The 17,874-nt window shown below is 61.6% G+C and carries 12 protein-coding genes and 1 tRNA gene; 1 reads left to right on the plus strand and 12 read right to left on the minus strand.

Annotation, left to right across the window (positions count from 1 at the left end):
• The first annotated feature begins 89 nt into the window (after positions 1-89).
• Positions 90-785: a HipA domain-containing protein gene (locus tag AB5164_RS03240; protein ID WP_368143211.1), complete on the plus strand. Its 696-nt coding sequence runs from the start codon at positions 90-92 to the stop codon at positions 783-785.
• Positions 786-913: 128 nt separating this feature from the next.
• On the opposite strand, the gene AB5164_RS03245 is transcribed toward AB5164_RS03240, so the two are convergent.
• From AB5164_RS03245 to AB5164_RS03300, 12 genes are all read right to left on the minus strand, one after another.
• On the minus strand, positions 914-2,371 hold the full coding sequence (locus tag AB5164_RS03245) for an aminoacyl-histidine dipeptidase (protein WP_368143210.1): 1,458 nt from the start codon (positions 2,369-2,371) through the stop codon (positions 914-916).
• 214 nt (positions 2,372-2,585) lie between these two features.
• On the minus strand, positions 2,586-5,228 hold the full coding sequence (locus tag AB5164_RS03250; RefSeq protein WP_368143209.1) for an ATP-dependent Clp protease ATP-binding subunit: 2,643 nt from the start codon (positions 5,226-5,228) through the stop codon (positions 2,586-2,588).
• Between the two features lie 192 nt (positions 5,229-5,420).
• Complete coding sequence (locus tag AB5164_RS03255; protein ID WP_161115117.1) at positions 5,421-6,110, minus strand: TetR/AcrR family transcriptional regulator; 690 nt, start codon at positions 6,108-6,110, stop codon at positions 5,421-5,423.
• Positions 6,094-10,533 (minus strand): acyl-CoA dehydratase activase, encoded by a 4,440-nt coding sequence (locus AB5164_RS03260; RefSeq protein ID WP_368147795.1) that lies wholly within the window; start codon positions 10,531-10,533, stop codon positions 6,094-6,096. The genes AB5164_RS03255 and AB5164_RS03260 overlap by 17 nt, the downstream gene beginning before the upstream one ends.
• A gap of 281 nt (positions 10,534-10,814) precedes the next feature.
• Positions 10,815-11,363, minus strand: coding sequence for a DUF2798 domain-containing protein (locus AB5164_RS03265; protein ID WP_055285230.1), 549 nt, complete (start codon positions 11,361-11,363; stop codon positions 10,815-10,817).
• Between the two features lie 313 nt (positions 11,364-11,676).
• Complete coding sequence (locus AB5164_RS03270; RefSeq protein ID WP_368142702.1) at positions 11,677-13,245, minus strand: threonine/serine exporter family protein; 1,569 nt, start codon at positions 13,243-13,245, stop codon at positions 11,677-11,679.
• 378 nt (positions 13,246-13,623) lie between these two features.
• The gene (gene lysS / locus AB5164_RS03275) at positions 13,624-15,588 is read right to left on the minus strand and encodes a lysine--tRNA ligase (protein ID WP_368142703.1); all 1,965 of its coding nucleotides are present in this window, start codon (positions 15,586-15,588) and stop codon (positions 13,624-13,626) included.
• A 79-nt stretch (positions 15,589-15,667) separates the two neighbouring features.
• Complete coding sequence (gene greA / locus AB5164_RS03280; protein WP_006234960.1) at positions 15,668-16,138, minus strand: transcription elongation factor GreA; 471 nt, start codon at positions 16,136-16,138, stop codon at positions 15,668-15,670.
• A 106-nt stretch (positions 16,139-16,244) separates the two neighbouring features.
• Positions 16,245-16,520 (minus strand): twin-arginine translocase TatA/TatE family subunit, encoded by a 276-nt coding sequence (tatA, locus tag AB5164_RS03285; RefSeq protein ID WP_022094895.1) that lies wholly within the window; start codon positions 16,518-16,520, stop codon positions 16,245-16,247.
• 112 nt (positions 16,521-16,632) lie between these two features.
• A tRNA-Pro gene (locus AB5164_RS03290) sits at positions 16,633-16,709 on the minus strand.
• 49 nt (positions 16,710-16,758) lie between these two features.
• Positions 16,759-17,655: a 4-(cytidine 5'-diphospho)-2-C-methyl-D-erythritol kinase gene (gene ispE / locus AB5164_RS03295; protein ID WP_368142704.1), complete on the minus strand. Its 897-nt coding sequence runs from the start codon at positions 17,653-17,655 to the stop codon at positions 16,759-16,761.
• A gap of 2 nt (positions 17,656-17,657) precedes the next feature.
• Positions 17,658-17,874, minus strand: a 217-nt coding sequence (locus AB5164_RS03300) for a Veg family protein (RefSeq protein WP_368147797.1), incomplete at its 5' end; no start/stop codon positions are given.

Here is a 17,874-nt window from a genome sequence, read left to right on the forward strand (position 1 = left end):
TGTTGGCTAAAATGGGTCGGCCGGGATTGGTCAATCTCGGCCGACTATATTTGGCTAAAATAATCCGACGCTAACACCAGCGCGCCGGCATCGCAACGGCAAACGTCGAATATCGTATGTTTGAGGACGAACCTGCCCTCATTGTTGAGCGCTATGACCGCGTGAAAGTCAGAGACGGAACGATCAGGCGCCTACATCAAGAAGACCTCTGTCAGGCACTTGGGGTGATGCCCGCCCAAAAGTACACGGCAGACGGCGGCCCGACCACACGCGACATTCAAGAGCTCCTCGTAAATACGAGCCACCATCAACTTAACCTGTATCTGTTTACGCAGATACTGTTCTTCAACGCCATTATCGGTGCACCGGATGCGCATGCGAAAAACTATTCCCTGCTCCTTGGAAACGACGGCGCAGCCATGATGGCTCGAATGTACGATGTCGCATCGGGGCTGGCATACGAGCGCATGCGCCGCCGGGCGCGCCTTGCCATGAGCGTTGGCGGCGAAAATCGTGTGGGGCGCATCGGTCCAGGCGCTATCCGCCGATACCACGGTATGGGAGACCCCGCGCTGGAGGCGACGCTCACCGATGCCGGGCTATCCGAGAAGTTTTGCTTTGCAACCATGATGGACCTCGCCTACGAGGTGCCCATTTGCATGGAAGAGGTCATGGACGAATACGCCGACCTGCCCGGCATGGCGGACCTGCGCGAGCATATGCTCGGCCCCGTCCGCGAAAACTGTCAGCGCACCCTCGACCTCATCAGGGCAGAAATGGACTAGACACCAGACTATTTCCCATTTTTCAAACAAAAGAGAGGGGGCACCCGTCGCAAAAGACCGGGTGCCCCCTCTCGTAATGTCATTTGCAATCTGCTAGCACGTGGCTCGGACTGCTGCCAGCGCGACCTTTACGCAGCGAGGCGCTTGAGGACGTCGATGAGCAGCTCGTAGAAGCGCTCGGCAGAAGCGAGCTCCATGCTCTCGTCCGGGGTATGGACATCGGAGAGCGTCGGGCCCACGGCGATGGCGTCCAGGCCGTGCAGAGCCTCGGCAAACAGGCCGCACTCAAGGCCGGCGTGAATGGACTCGATGCGCAGCTCGGAGCCAAAGAGCTCTCGATAGCTCTCGACAAAGACTTCGCGGACCGGCGAATGCTCGGCATAGCTCCAGCCGGGATACTCAAACTCAAACTTGGCGTCGAAGCCCAGGACATCGGCCAGCGTCTGCAGACGGTCCTTGAACTCGTTCTGCAGCGAGGTGATCGAAGAGCGCGGGGACAGCATAATCTTGACCTCGTCATCGGAGGTGGCGACCACGCCGATGTTGGAGGAAACCTCGACGGAGCCGTCGGTGGCGACGTTACGGCGAATCACGCCGTTAGGGGCAAGGCGCAGGGCGCGGATGAGGGCAAGCGCGGACTTCTGGTCCATGGCCTCAACCTCGGCGTCGTCGGCAATCTCGACGGTGCAAGTAAAGCCGGGGTCGAAGACCTCGAGCTCGGCAGTGACGTCGGCGATGATGCCCTTTGCGATCTGGGCCGCGGCCTCGGCGGCAGCGTGGTCGGCGTAGACCAGAACAGCCTTGCACTCACGGTTGATGGCGTTGTCCTTGGTGCCGCCGTTAAAGCTGACGATGGCGGGCTCGCCGGCGACCATCAGGCGGTCGATGATGCGGGCCATGATAAGGTTGCCGTTGCCGCGCTCCAGGTTGATGTCGGAGCCGGAGTGACCGCCCAGCAGGCCGGAGATGTCGAGCGTGAGGGTGCTACCGGTCTTGTGCTCGCGCGCGATCGGGCACGTGTAGGTAACGACGACGCCGCCGGCGCAGCTGACGGTGGCAACGCCCTCTTCCTCGGAGTCAAGGTTAATCATGGTGCGGGCGCTAATCTGGGACTTGTCGAGCGTCTCGGCGCCGACCAGGCCGGTCTCCTCGTCGGTGGTGAATACGCACTCGAGGGCGGGATGGACAATCGAATCATCGTTGAGCACGGTAAGCATAAGCGCGACGGCAATGCCGTTGTCGGCACCCAGGGTGGTGCCGTTAGCGGTGAGGACGCCGTCCTTGACGACCAGGTCGATACCATCGGTCGTAAAGTCGTGCTCAACGGAGCCCAACTTGTCGCACACCATATCGATGTGGCCCTGCAGCATCACGGTCGGGGCATTCTCGGCACCGGCAGATGCGGGCTTGCGAATGATAACGTTGTAGACCTCGTCCTGGTACACATCGAGGCCGCGCTCCTTGGCAAACGCAACCAGGAAATCGCTGATGCCCTTCTCGTTGCCAGACCCGCGGGGGATCGCGCTGACCTCCTCAAAGAAATGGAACAGCTGGGCGGGCTCGTAGCCGGTAATCTTGTAGTCCATGGTGCCTCCTTGGCGCAACTGGTTAGACAGTAAGACATGCGCCTTGTATATTCCCAGACTTCGTTTGCATAAACCAGTCGAAAACGCCGAGCGCTCTCGCATCATCGGCTAACGGTGGACCGCATAGCGTAACGGTCACAACTTCCGCAGCTCTACAAATCGAGGCGCCCTTTCCGGAGCGCCTCGATTGCGCGTATCAAATTGTCGCCACGCCCTACAGCGCGCCGGAACCGGCTTGCATCATGCCGCCGGGGCCCGAGGTCACGCCGCCGCTCACGGGCGAGGCGTTGCCGGTGTGCGGTGCCGCCGGGACGGTATCGCCACCGAGTGTGCCCGCCGGACGCGGTGCCGGGATCTCGCCCGTGCCGTGGCTAAAGACAAACTTGTCATCGGCCACGTCGCACAGGACGGTATCGCCCTCGCCCCACTCGCCGGCCAGAAGCTCCTCGGACAGCGGGTCCTCGATGAGCTTTTGAATGGCGCGGCGCAGCGGACGCGCACCGTTGGTGAGGTCGGTGCCCTCGGCCACGATCTTGTCATAGGCCGCATCGGTGAGCTTGATGTTCATGCCGTTGGCAATCAGGCGCTGACGCAGGTCGTCCACCAGCAGGTGCGCGATCTTGGTCAGGTTCTCGCCCGAGAGCTTCTGGAACACCACAATGTCGTCGATACGGTTGAGCAGCTCGGGGCGGAACAGGCGCTTGAGCTCGCCCATCGCACGGCCTTTGATCTCACTCGAGGTGAGGCCCTGCTCGCCGGTGGTGCCAAAGCCAACGCTCGCATCCTGCGCGATCTCGCGGGCGCCCACGTTGGACGTCATGATGATCACGGTATTGCGGAAGTCGACCGTCTTGCCCTGGCTATCGGTCAGACGACCCTCCTCCAGCACCTGCAGCAGGATATTGAAGATGTCGGGGTGCGCCTTCTCGATCTCGTCGAACAGCACGACCGAGTACGGGTGACGGCGAACAGCCTTGGTGAGCTGGCCGCCCTCGTCGTGGCCCACATAGCCCGGGGGGCTACCGATGAGCTTGGAGACCTCGAACTCACTGCCAAACTCCGACATATCGAAGCTGATGAGCGCGTCCTTGCTGCCAAAGAGATACTCGGCGAGCGTCTTGGCGAGCGCGGTTTTGCCCGTGCCGGTGGGGCCCAGGAAGATAAAGCTGCCGCCGGGGCGACGCGGGTCCTTGAGCGGCGAGCGGCTGCGGCGCACGGCCTTGGCAACGGCCTCGACGGCCTCGTCCTGACCGATGATGCGCGTCTTGAGCACGCTTTCGGCCTGCAGCAGGCGGCGGCTCTCGCTCTCGGTGAGCGAGGACACCGGCACGCCCGAGGTCACGGACACGATGTCGGCAATCTGGGAGACATCGATGGTGAGCGGGCTGGCGTCGAGCTCGGCCGTCCAGGCAGCCTTGGCCTCGGCGAGCTCAATCTCGGCAGCCTTTTGCTGCTCGGTGATCTCGGCGGCCTTGTTCATGTCGTCGCTCTCGGTGGCCTCCTGCGCGGCGGCCTTAAGCTCCTCCACGCGATGCTCGGCCTCGCGCACCGGCTCGGGCGCGCGGTTGGCGGCGATGCGGGCGCGGGCGCCGGCCTCGTCAATGAGGTCGATGGCCTTATCGGGCAGGAAGCGATCCTGGATGTAGCGGTTGGAGAGGTTCGCGGCGGCCTCGATAGCACCCTGCGTATAGCGCACATGGTGGTGCTCCTCGTAGCGCGGCTTGAGCGCGGTCAGGATCTTGACCGTGTCCTCGACGCTCGGCTCCTCGACATCGATGGTCTGGAAGCGACGCTCGAAGGCCGGGTCCTTGGTGAGGTACTTGCGGAACTCCTCGGCCGTGGTGGCACCGATGATCTGGAAAGCACCGCGTGCGAGAACGGGCTTGAGCATGGAGCTCGCGTCGATGGAGCCCTCGGCAGAGCCGGCACCGATGATGGTGTGCATCTCGTCGATAAACAAGATAACGTCGTCGGCTTCGGTCGCCTCCTGGATCACGTTCTTGAGGCGCTCCTCAAACTCACCGCGATACTTGGCACCCGCGACAAGACCCGGCAGGTCGAGCGTCCAGATATTCTGGTTCATAAGGTTCTCGGGCACGTTGCCGGCTGCAATCTGCTGAGCCAGGCCCTCGACGATGGCCGTCTTGCCCACGCCGGGGTCGCCCAGAATGAGCGGGTTGTTCTTGGTGCGGCGCGAAAGAATTTCCATCATACGCTGGACTTCCTTTTCGCGACCAATTACAGGGTCGAGCTCGCCATCGCGCGCCTTTTGCGTGAGGTTGGTGGCGAACTGCTTGAGCGTATCGGTGCCACTCCCCTTTTGCTGAGAGGCATCCGAGCCGCTAAAGAACGGCAGGCCCGCACCGGGACGACCAGCACCGGCGCCGGCAAGCGGACGCTTCTTGTCCTGGTCCTTGGCGGTGAGTTTCTCGATAGCCTTTTTGATGGAGGCGGACGACACGCCCAGGCGCATGAGGATGTCCATGGCCATGCCGTTGCCCTCTTCGACGATACCGATGAGCAGGTGCTCGGTCGACACGTAGGTCTGATTGTTCTCGCGCGCCACGCGGAATGAACGCTCCATCACGCTAATGACGAGCGGCGTAAAGGCAAGCTTGGCAGCCTCGGTCTCCTCGCTGGGCTCGGGGACCGTGGTCTGGACCTCCTTGAGGGTGTCCATGATGTCGTCGTAGGAGATATCAAGCGAGCGCAGCGCCTCGGCAGCGATGCCCTCGTCCTCCTTGGCGAGTGCGAGCAGCAGGTGCTCGGTGCCCACCTTATTTGAGTGCAGATCGAGCGCCTCCTGTTTGGCCATCGACATGACCTTGCGCGCTCGATCGGTAAATCTATCTAACATGCTCGTTTCCTTACATGAGTTCATCGAAATCAAAACGCCCGCCCGTCGGCGGCGCTTTTGTCTCTTTACCCACAGGTTGTCTATGTTAACAGCTGGAGGAATATCTATAAACCCGGCTCACATGAATGCAGGTTATGACCGCATCGCGGGACTCACCGCGCGATGCGCGACAGGCGCCCCGCAAGAGAAACCCTAGGCGTCTTTCACCACGTCGGGACTCGTCGCACGCGATGCGCGATAGGCATCGGCCTCCTTGGAGACGCGTTCGAGCAGCTCGGATGTATCGACGCCCTCGACTTGCGCGACCGTTTCCACCGTCTGCATGGCGACCGCCCTCAGGTACGCGCACGCGCTGTCCCCCAGCTGCTCGAGGTCTATCTCCTCGCCGCCCTCCCGGGCAAAGCCGACCGCCATCACAAAGCCCATGATGCCCGAGACCAGAAAGCCCACCGCAAAGCTCGAATCTGCCTTGAGCTCTTCTCCGTCGGGGTGGACGATCTCTCTCACGCGGTCGATGATGATCGTATGGATGCCCTGCACGACCTGCTCGGCGGCACCCGCCCTCATGGTGATGACGATGCGCCGCAGCAGGCAGCGGACGTCGCGCCGGTCGAACGCCGAAAGGTCGCCCTCGCTCGAAAAATGCCAGAGGGCATCGGTGATGAGCTCGTTATCCTGCAGCAGCTGGGCTATGGCGATGGCGACGAGTTCATCGAAATCGTGAAAATAGTAGTAAAACGTTCCGCGATTGCACTGGGCGGCGCGGGTCACCTCGCCAACCGACAGCTCGAAGATGCTGTTGTTCTCGATGAGCTCCCAAAACGCCTCGATGATACGGGTGCGTGCATCGGGCACATCGGCGTCCTTACGCGGTCTCGCCATGCGCCTCACCGCACCTCTGCGCCTTGGCGTTCATGATGAGCATCTGAAGACGGTTCTCCACGTTGGCGAAGCTCACGTCGGGATCGTAGTCGAGCGGCAGGAACTGCGCCGTGGGATACTGCTCCTTGAGCGCATGGATGAGCCCGCGCCCCACGACATGGTTGGGCAGACACCCGAACGGCTGCAGGATCACGAAGTTGCGGCAGCCGCGCTTGGCGTGCTCGAGGATCTCCGCCGGAATCAGCACGCCCTCGCCCGCATCGAACGTATGGTGCAGGATCTTATCGCTCGCGCGCACGAGCTCGGGCATGCGCGTCGGCGGCTCGTAGAGCGGGCTCGCCGCGCCCAGGCGGTCGCAACGGTCGTGCGCGAGCTCGAACAGGTTGTCCGCCGTGGCGTACCAGGCCTTTTCGGGCAGCGACAGGTCGACGTGGAACTCGCGCGACTGCGCATGCTTGTAGAAATAGGTCTTGCGGATCACGTCGGTCATGCGCGCCTCGATGACCTCGAGCCCGTTGTCCTCGAGGTAGCGCTCGATCTCGTGGTTGGCGCCGAGATGGAAATTGAGCAGGTACTCGCCCACGATGAGAACGGTCGGATGCGGGTTCGAGCGGTCGTACGGAACGGCGTCCATGATCGCAAGCGCGCGTTTGAAGCCCGTCGCCTGGCCTCTCAGCCCGGAGCGCTCCATGCCCTCGATAACCTCATCGAGCGCGCGGTCGAACGCAGCGTCCGCCGCGCCCTTCTCGAGCTCGTAGGGACGGATGCGCCTAAGCATGGCCTCGAGGGCATCGATCATGGGAAGACCGTAGGCGATCTGGATGCTCGGGCCAAGGCCGAGCTTGAAGCCCGGATGCGCATTGTGGGCATCGACGTCGTCGTTGGTGAGCACCGGGACATAGTCGTATCCCGCGTCGTCGAGCGCGCGGCGCAGCAGGGGCATGTAGTGCGTCAGGCGGCAGTCGCCGATATACTTGCCAGTCACCACGGCGACGTCGTGCGGGTCGTACTTACCGCTCTCGAGTGCCGCGAGCGCCTCGCCGATCACGATTTGCGCGGGGAAGCAGATGTCGTTGTGCACATAGCGTTTGCCCAGGCGGATGGCATCCTCGCGCCCGATATCAAGGGCCTCGGCGCGCACGCCCTGATTGCGCATCGCCGCGGTCATGAGCCTGCAGAACGCATGGGAGGTGTTGGGGACCAGCGCGATCTTGTCGTGCCGGTCGCGCTTGGTGTACTTGACCTTATACGGGTCGTCGAGCGGATGGACCGCGTGCACCCGGGCGCCCTCGGCACGCTCCTCCGCGCGACGACGGTTGACCGACTCGATAAACGAACGCACGCGAATGCCCATGGGACCGGCGACGTCGCTCTCATCGAGCTTGATCATCATCGGAACCTTGGAGCCCATCTCGCCCATCATGCGCGCGATCTCGTCGGTGAGATACGCATCGTGGCCGCAGCCGAAGCTGCCCATCTGCACGAGCTCGAGCTCGGGCGTCGATGCGACGATGACCGCGCACGACAGCATGCGCGCATGGTAGTTGTTCACGATGTCGATGCGGCTGTTGGAAAGATCGACGCTGCAGACCCCCGGCACCGCATCGGGCGTCAGCACGGGGATGCCGCGCTCAGAGAAGAGCTTGGGCAGCCCGTGGTTGACCAGCGGGTCGTTGTGGTACGGGCGCGAAGCGATCACCACCGCGTAGCCGCCGTCCTCGCGCACGTTCTCGAGCACCTGCCTGCCGCGCAGCTGCAGCTGGTTCTCAAACGTCTCCTGCGCGCGGTCCGCCTGCTCGGTCGCCTTGGCAACCAGGTCGGCATCGATATCGAAGGTCTCCTTGCACCACGCCTTGAGCTGGCGGTTTCGGTCGCCCTCGTCGTACCAGTGGAACAGCGGCGTATCGAACGGAACGCCGAAACGCTCCTCCGGGTTATCGGAATTGCGCATCACGTAGGGGTATCCCTTTACGACGGCGCACATCCACTCGCTGGTAGAGGCGGTGTTTTCGGTGGGCACCGTCGTGATGATGGGCATGAAGATGCGGTCGACGCCGGCGTCGACGAGATTGCGGATGTGCCCGTGGACGAGCTTGGCCGGGAAGCACACGGTGTCGGATGTGACGTGCGCCAGACCGCGCTCGTACATCGCCTTGGTGCTGCGTCCCGAGACGCGCACCTTAAAGCCGAGCGTGCTGAAGAACGTCGACCAGAACGGCATGGTGTCCCAGAACTCGAGCACACGGGGAATGCCGATCGTGACATCGCGCCCCCCGCTGACGGGAACCGTGGGGTACGACTCGAACAGCAGCTTCTCGCGGTCGACAAAGAGATTGGGGGCAGCCGCGGTCCGGTCGCGCCCCGTGCCGGGTGCCTGTGCCTCGCAAGCACCCTGCGGACGCAGCTCCTCCGCCGCGGGAACCTCGCGCACGAGCTCATCCCATGAGATGGCGCCGCCGCGCGGGCAGCGATTGCCCGTGACGTAAAGCGAGCCGTCGCCAAATGCCACGACCGCGCGCTGGCAGCGGTTGTTGCACCGACGGCAGGTAACGCCGCCGAACTCGCGATGCTCGAAGCGCTCCACGGCATCGAGCCCGATAAACGACGTGTCGGCGTCGCCCTTGCGGCATTCCTCGCGCGCGAGCAGGGCGATACCGATAGCGCCCATCAGCCCCGGGTGGGGCGCACGCGTGACGGGTTTGCCCAGATACTGCTCGAATGCGCGCAGCACCGCGTCGTTTCGGAACGTGCCGCCCTGGACGACGACTTTGTCGCCCAGACGGTTGAGATTTGAAACGCGAATGACCTTGGTGAACACGTTCTCGATAATCGAACGGCAGAGACCGGCCATGATGTCGCCCGGACCCTTACCGCGCCGCTGCTCGGAAACGACGCTGCTGTTCATGAACACCGTGCAGCGGCTGCCGAGAACGGCGGGGGCTTTGGACGAAAATGCCTCGGTCGCGATATCCTCAACGGCTATTCCGAGGTTTTTGGCAAAACCCTCGAGGAACGAGCCGCAGCCCGCAGAGCACGCCTCGTTGACGACGATATCGGTCAGCACGCCGTGGTTGAGCCAGATGGCCTTCATATCCTGTCCGCCGATGTCGAGCACGAAGGTCGCATCGGGAACGCATGCGCACGCGGCGCGGGCGTGCGCGACCGTCTCGACCGTATGGTAGTCGGCGTGGAACGCGCGCGCGAAAAGCTCCTCGCCGTATCCCGTGGTGCCCACGGCATCGATCGCAAGCGTGACTCCCGCTGTCTCCCAGCGGTTCTTCAAGCTGACAAGACCCTGTTGGGCGACGTCGAGCGGTCTGCCGTTATTAGACGCGTAGAACGAATCGACAAGCTCACCCGCCTCATCGACCAGGGCGAACTTGGTCGTCGTGCTCCCCGAATCGATACCGAGCGCCACACGCACCGTCTCTCCGGGCGCATACGCATCCGGACCCTTTGCCGGCGTCTCTTTGCCATGGCGTGCCGTAAAATCCGCCTGCTCGGCAGGTGTGGCAAAAAAGGGCTGGGCAAGACGTCCCTCCCCGCTTGCGGGCGCGACCGTCTCGAGCTTATCCAGCCGGACAAAAGCGTCGGGAAGGTCGATCGGTTGGGACGATGCGAACATGTCGGTCAGCGACAGGGCGGCACCGCGCGCGACCATGATCTGCGGATCGCGCGGGACGATAACCTGATCGTCCGATAGATTCAGTTGCTCCCGGAACACGCGGACCAGTGTGGGGTTGTAGGCGAGCGTACCGCCCTCGAAGATTACCGGCGGCTCGATGTCGATACCCTGGGCCAGACCGCCGATCGTTTGGCGGGCGACCGCGTGAAGCGCCGAAAGCGCCAGGTCGGTGGTAGGAATGCCCTCGTTGAGCAGCGGCTGGATATCGGTCTTTGCGTACACGCCGCAGCGGCCCGAGACCTCGTGGACGGTCGTTCCCCGGCTTGCGAGCTGCTCGAACTCGCCCGATTCGGTGCCGACCCCCATGAGCTTTGCCATCTCGTCGATAAATGCACCGGTACCGCCTGCGCACGAGCCGTTCATGCGCATGTCGGCAACCTCGATGTCTCCCTTATCGTTGGTGCGGAAGAAGATCATCTTGGCGTCTTGGCCGCCCAGCTCGATGGCGCAGCGCGTCTGCGGATAGAACCTGCTGATCGCGAGCGCGTTGGCGACCACCTCCTGAACGTACGAGGCGCCCAGCGCGGTCGCGATATCGCGCGCACCCGAGCCGGTCACCGCAACGCGCAGTGACTCATGGGGAAAGCGCTCGGCGAGCTCGCCGAGCATGGCGCGCACGCTCGCTGTCTGACACGCCCCGTGGCGGCGATATCCCCACCACGCCTCGGTCATATCCTCGTGCATCGCGTAAACTTTGGTCGTCGTCGACCCTACGTCCAGTCCTACTAGCAACGCCATAATGCTCCGTCTCTCGCATTTTTCCCGCTAGAGATATACCACTCTACGTAATACAACAGACTGTTGTATTTAAACTCCGTATAAAAAGCGGCTGCCGAAACGCTTCAGCAGCCGCCGAATGCACCAACAGATTGTTCTGCGCGCTAGCACGTCGGGCAACGGAGCAGCACGGACCCTCCGGTCATGCGCACCGCTCACGCCCGCGATGTCGCCGAGAGAGCTATCCACGCTTAGGGCTCCAACCAAGCAAGTCGCCCGCGCTCAGCAGATCCCTAAGCGAGCTACTCGCACTCAGGAGCCATAGCCTGCTCCAAGAGCTCGGCATGCTCCTCCTCGAAAACCGTCCCCACAGGGAAGGCGCGACGGAAGACGAAGTGGGAAATCGGACCGGCTACCAAAAGGTTCCACGGCAGCGCCATCACAAAATTATGCGGGATGTTGATCATCCAGATCGCGGGCACGGAATACAGGTTCGCAAGGATGCCGCCGGGCATGTGCGTCAGACCCTCGCAGGCACCGTACAGCGACATGATGATAACCATGGGAACGACCATGCAGGAGCTGACGGCGAGCGTCATGGCAAGCGGCGAGCTCTTGCCCGGCGTGACCAAGTACTTAAAGGCGAAACCCTTGGCGAGCGGGCTGGCGACGAACCAGTCGCAGCACATGGCAAAAATGTAGGCAACGGGGAAGCCGAGCCACGCAGCGGCAACGACCTCGCCGTTGATGGCCCCGTGCTGCAGGGCAACGTTGTAGATGCTCATCCAGAGCACCATGCAAAAGCACATGATAAAGGTGAACAGCAGGCTCTCTCGTTTGTTGATAGGCATGAAGGGCAGATTCCTTTCTGTGTTACGCCGCGGCGCCACGCAACAAAAACGGGCGGGCAAGATGGAGCTGTTGGAACTTCATCTCGCCCGCCCGTGGTACGCGCGTCTGCGACTACTTATGTGGTGGAACCAGCCTAGCACGAAACGCATGCGCTTCGTAAGCGTTGAGTTTATGAAGATGCAGGGCACCGATAATCCCCCGACCCCATAAGTTGCGGTGGAATACGGACTGTTTTGATCCTTTAAGCAGCAATTCAGTCCCTATTTCACCGCAACTCATTTGGTGCAAAGTAACCTGTCTCCCTTGCACCAATTAGCTGGTGTGGCGCCAGCGAGGGTCGGTGAGCGTACGCGCCACACCCAGCCCAACGGGCAAAAAAGCCACGATGAGCACTGCGCGCACAAACCAGCCGAGCATGTTGACCGTGTCGAAGGTGCACATGTAATACATAGAGCGATAGAGATACAGACCGGGCACCATAATGACAATCGAAGGCACCGTGAGAGCGATGCGCGGGTAGGTGAGCTTGACTTCGGCCAAGCTTGCCAGCAGACCCGATACGAGCGCGCCGATAAACGCGGCCGCCTCGGGAGGCATGCCTGCGCTCAGGCCCAGGAAGGGAAGCACCGTCGGCGCATCGACGAGCGTAAGGCGCAGGGTATTGGACACGGCGCCGATCAACCCAGCTGCCGCGGCCATCTTTACCGGGCTGTTGAACATCACCGAGAAGCCGAATACGCCAACGAAGCTCATCACCACGCGCAGGAGCGTAAGGGCAAGCGGCGAAAGGCCCAGTGGGGCAAAGTCGTCCGGCGCCAGGCCAACACACTCGGCAACCATCCAACCTACGAGCGTCGCCATCACAATAATCGATACGGCATATGAAAGGCGCTCGATACCGCTTCGCATGTCGAGCTTGGCGATGTCGAGGCCCGCCGTAATGAGCGGAAAGCCGGGAATCACAAAGAGCATGGCGCCGATATAGCCTTCTTGGTGCGACATTGCCCCCGGTATGACCTGGCCAAGGCCGAGCAATGCCAGCAGATACGAAACGCAAGCGAGCGCAACGCCGGTCGTCAGCGCGCTGAACTGACCAAGGCCTTGCTTGAGAATATGGGAGCGGGCAAAGTTGCCGACACCCGCGCCCACAAACGCGCAGGCCATCTCGATAGGGCCGCCGCCGAGCAAAAAGACGAAGGCGCCGCAAGCACAAGCTGCCGCAAGGCCCTGTTGCCAAGGCGCGTAATCAGGTTTTGAACTCTCAACGGTCTTGAGCATCTCGTGATACTCGTGCACCGTGAAGCGACGACCATAGGTCTCGATTTCCTTGAGGAAACTCTCCATCATCCAAATGCGATGAGTATTGACGCCGGTTGTCGGCAGGCTGACGACCTCGTTAAAGCAGTGACCATCTTCGATGCAGGTACACTCAAACGATAGAAGACTCAAGTCGACGTGGATGGTGACACCGAGTACGGCGGCGACTCGATTCATGGTATCGCGTACACGCCAGGCACCCGTTCCGCTCGCGAGCATAAGCATACCGGTGCGGCAGATGATGGACGACTTATCGGTGAGCGGCGCATCGACGGCAAGTTCATCGCCTGCCGTCACGATCTGGTGCCAGTCAGTTTTCATATGGAGCGCGCCGGCACGAACACCGTGGTGCATGGGGGCTCTCGAAAGCAGCGAGTTAAGGCGCGAAGACTGTGGGGGCTCCGTTGATTCGTCCTCAACCTCATCAGCCTCTTCATCGACCAGATCAAAGGAATCAAGCGGCGCTGGCTCGCGACGGTCGATCAGCTCCTCGTCCTCATCATCAAAGTAATTGAACTGATCGAGCATGTCCTCTTCAATCGCGCGCTCGCTCGCATCGTCCATCCCGGTGCTCCCTTCCTATCGACTAACCCCCATCCTAGACAGCGACGGCTAAAGGAAACATAAAAGAGACGGCTGTCATGCATGGAAGGCGCAAACCCCCAATGCGTCGGTAGATCCCCAACGACTAGGACTGTCCCCAAGTGCCGGCAGAAAAGGAACGTCCCTAAGTGCCAGCACAAGAGGAACGTCCCTAAGTGCCAGCCAGAGCAACGCCGCAGGTAGAGGACGGACAGCGAGCGACGTCCAGGGCGACAAGTTGGCATGAAAAAGGCAAGGCATAGACCTTCTGGTCATGCCTTGCCTTTTGAATGACAAATTGTCGCCCTGGACGTCGCGCAGCGTCGAGCCGTTACGCGGTTCGTAGAACCGCGTAACTAGTTAGTACATCTTTGCGCCGGCGGGGATGGAGGCGTCGAGCTGGATCAGGTTGAGGCGCTCCTCGCCCTCCTCCTCGTGGACAGCGCTGATCAGCATGCCGCAGCTGGGAATACCCATCATCTTGCGCGGAGGCAGGTTGGTGATGGCGAGCAAGGTCTTGCCAACCAGGTCCTCGGGCTCGTAATAAGCGTGAATACCGGAGAGGATGGTGCGGTCGGTGCCGGTGCCGTCGTCGAGCGTAAAGTTCAGCAGCTTCTTGGACTTCTTGACGGCCTCGCATGCCTTGACCTTCACAGCGCGGAAGTCGCTCTTGGAGAAGGTATCAAAGTCGACGAACTCCTCAAACAGCGGCTCAACGGCGATCTTGGAGTAATCGAGCGTGGGCTTAAGCGACTTAACGAATGGGCTCGCGGCGTTGCCGGCCTCGGCAGCCTTGGCGGCAGCGGCACCGGACTGGAAACCCTTCTCGGGCTTCATGTGCGGGAACAGCAGCACGTCGCGGATAGAAGCCTGGTTGGTAAGCAGCATGACCACGCGGTCGATACCAATGCCAATACCGCCCGCGGGAGGCATACCGTACTCGAGGGCGCGCACGTAGTCCTCGTCATACTCCATGGCCTCATCGTCGCCGCCGGCCTTCTCGGCCATCTGGGCGGCAAAGCGCTCGGCCTGGTCGACCGGGTCGTTGAGCTCGGAGAACGCGTTGGCGTACTCGTGGCCGGCAATAACCAGCTCAAAGCGGTGCGTCAGGCGCGGGTCGTCCTCAAAACGCTTGGCAAGCGGGCTGACCTCGATGGGGTAATCGCACACGAAGGTCGGGTTGACGATGGTGTCCTCGCCCAGCTCATCGTAGATCTCGGCGATAATCTTGCCGGCGGTCCACTCGGGCTTAATCTCCAGGCCCTTCTCGCGCGCGGCGGAAGCAAGCTCCTCGACCGGCGTGTCGATGGTGACCTGCTTGCCGAGCACATCGGAGACGATGTCGGTCATGGGACGGCTGGCCCACTCACCAGAAAGGTCGATGGTCTGGCCCTGGTACTCGATGACCTCGGGGTTGCCGATGGCCTTGTTAGCCGCCTTAATGACGCCCTGGGCGAGCGCCTTCATGCCCTCGAGGTCGGAGAAGGCACGGTAGGCCTCCATCGTGGTGAACTCGGGGTTGTGGGTGAGGTCCATGCCCTCGTTACGGAAGATGCGGCCGATCTCGAACACGCGCTCAAAACCACCGACGATGCAGCGCTTGAGGTGCAGCTCGGTGGCAATACGCAGGTAGCACTCCTGATCGAGCGCGTTGAAGTGGGTAATGAACGGCTTGGCAGTAGCGCCGCCCTGGATGGTCTGCAGGATGGGGGTCTCGACCTCCATGTAGCCGTCGGACTCCATAAAGCGACGGAAGGTGGAGAGAATCTGCGAACGCTTACGGAAGGTCTCGCGAACGTCGTCGTTGGCGATCAGGTCAACATAGCGCTGGCGATAGCGGGTCTCCTTGTCGGAAAGACCGTGGAACTTCTCGGGCAGCGGACGAACGGCCTTGGAAAGCAGGGTCGCGCTCTTAGGGGCAACGGAAAGCTGGCCGCGCTGGGTGCGCACGACCACGCCGGTCACGCCCAGGATGTCGCCCAGGTCGAGGGCCTTGAGCGTATTCCAGGCAGCCTCGTCCATGTCGTTGATGCGGCAGAACAGTTGAATCTCGGCAGTCGCATCGCGCACGACGATGAACATGATCTTGCCCTGACCGCGCTTGGCGACCACACGGCCGGCGATCTTCACGACATCCTCGGTGTCCTCACCATCGGTGAGCTCGGCGTACTTAGTCTCGATATCGGCGACGTAGTCCTCAAGCTCAGAGTGCTCGGGATAGGGGTTCTGGCCCGCCTCGAACAGGGCGGCGCGCTTGGCCAGGCGGGTGGCGCGCTCGTCGTTGAGCGTCGATGCCTGATCGGCGGCGTTCTGGTTCTCTGCCATAAGTTAGCTCCTCAAACTAAAACGCTCCCCAGGATTCGGTCCCAGGGAGCGAAAACATACCTTTACGCGGGACCGTGGTCTAGCGTGCGATCTTGGCGATGGTGTAGACGCGAGTCTTGCCGGAAGGCGTAACGACCTCGACGGAGTCGCCCTCGCCGTGACCGATGATGGCGTGACCGACCGGAGACTCGTTGGAGATCTTGTGCTCGAGCGAGTTGGTCTCGGTGGTACCGACGAGCGTGACTTCCATGACCTCGCCGTTGGGATCAATCAGCGAAACGGTGGAACCGATGGAGACGGTCAGGTCGCCCGTGGTGGCAGCAACCTGAGCGTTGGCGAGGATGGCCTGGATCTCGGCAATACGAGCGGCGTTCTGGGCCTGCTTGTCCTTAGCGGCGTCGTACTCGGAGTTCTCCGAAAGGTCGCCGAACGCGCGGGCTTCCTTGATGTCCTCGACGATCTCCTTGGCGTAATCGCCCTCACGCCAAGCGAGCTCCTCGACGAGCTTCTGGCGGCCCTCAGCGGTCAGTACGATCTGGCTTGCGTCCATACGGATATCTCCCCAACTCTGATCAAACAATCAACTGTCAACAAAACGAAAAAGACCGGCTAGCCTGCGGGCAAGCCGGTCAGGTGCTCACCCCAAAGGGATGGGACTACTCTGCGTCCGCGTCGCTGTCCTCTGCCTGCTTCTTCTTGGCAGCAGCGAGCTTGGCCTCGAGCTCAGCGATCTCCTTGTCCTCCTCGGACTGCTCGACCACGACCTCCTCGGCCTGCTTGGTCTCGGCCTTATCGTCGCCCTCCATACCCTCGCGGATATTCTTGACGGTAGAGCCGAGGGACTTGCCGAGCTTCGGCAGGTTCTTGGGCCCGAAGATAATCAGGACAACGACGAGAATAATGATGAGCTCAGGAGCCCTCAGTCCAAACATGTAGACCTCCACAATACAGCGAGACAAGCTCGAATGAGTATACCGCGGGTATCGCGGTATCACAACAATAGCTAAAAAAAGGGACCGCAAGAAGCGGTCCCTCCTCATGCTCTGGTCGGGTTGACTGGATTTGAACCAGCGACCCCTGCGTCCCGAACGCAGTGCTCTACCAAACTGAGCCACAACCCGTTAGCTCGACTATAGTAACAAAGATTTTCGCCGCGTGCTAGAGAAATTTTTATTTCTTTGGCGCGTCGATTTGAACCGTGTTGGGAATAAGCTCAGTCGCGCAGGCCCACCAGCCATTTTGCTGGGCAGCATCGGCAAGCCTTTCGGCCGTGGCAGCGGTGTCGCAAATGGCAAACGAGCAAGCGCCCGATCCGCACACATCTACAGCAACGGTGCCGTCCTGTTTACGCAGCCAATCGAGAACCGTTTGAATCTGCGGCTCCATCTGTGCGGAAATGACACCCAGGTTGTTATGGATGAGTGCATATGCCGTCTCGGCATCACCAGCACGCAAGGCAGAAGCTATCGCGCCGGGCCTGTCCGCAGGCACCGGGGCCTCGTCAAAACGTCGATAGGCTTCAATTGTCGAAACGCTCGCCTCCCGCGGCTTAACCAGCACGACGGGTGTCGCGGGTAGTGCGGGGTACTCGGTTGCCAGCGCGTCTCCCCCACCTACGTAGAACGCAGGGCTCGCGTGCAAAAAGAACGGGACGTCAGCACCAATGCCCCGCGCAATGTCATCGAGCGCGGGGTCGGTGCGATCAATGCCCCAGAGCTCTGCCAAGGCGACAATGACCGCGGCCGCATCCGTCGAGGGGCCGCCCAAGCCGGCGCACAATGGAATGCGCTTCTCAATCGTCACGCAGATGTTTGCCTCGCGACCATAATGCTCGGCCATAGCAACCGCAGCCCGATACGCCGTATTCTTTTGCATGGGAAAATCTGATGCCGGAACCGTCTGGACGGTCAGCGCCTGCGCCGGCGTGACCGTCACGGTATCGGAAAGACCGACGGCCGCCATCAGGGAATCGACCCTGTGGTAGCCGCGGTCATCGCGCTCGGTATGAACCCCCAGGTAGAGGTTAATCTTTGCCGGCGCGGAAAGAGTCAGGGACCGATCGGTCACCGTTAATGCTCCTCGAGCTGATTGCCGAGCGGGGTAAAGATATGCTCGCCGCTCTCGGGGTCGAACAGCTCGACCTGACCGGTGAGCACATCGATATACTGGTAGGACTGACGCGACTTGCGGCCACGACGCTCGTCAACCTCGACAATGAAGACGGCCGGGTGGACGCTCTTGATGGTGCCCATGCGCTCGACGACGCGGGTACGGCCCATGTTGGCC

This window comes from Collinsella aerofaciens (genome assembly GCF_040915425.1).
Lineage (GTDB): Bacteria > Actinomycetota > Coriobacteriia > Coriobacteriales > Coriobacteriaceae > Collinsella > Collinsella aerofaciens_BW.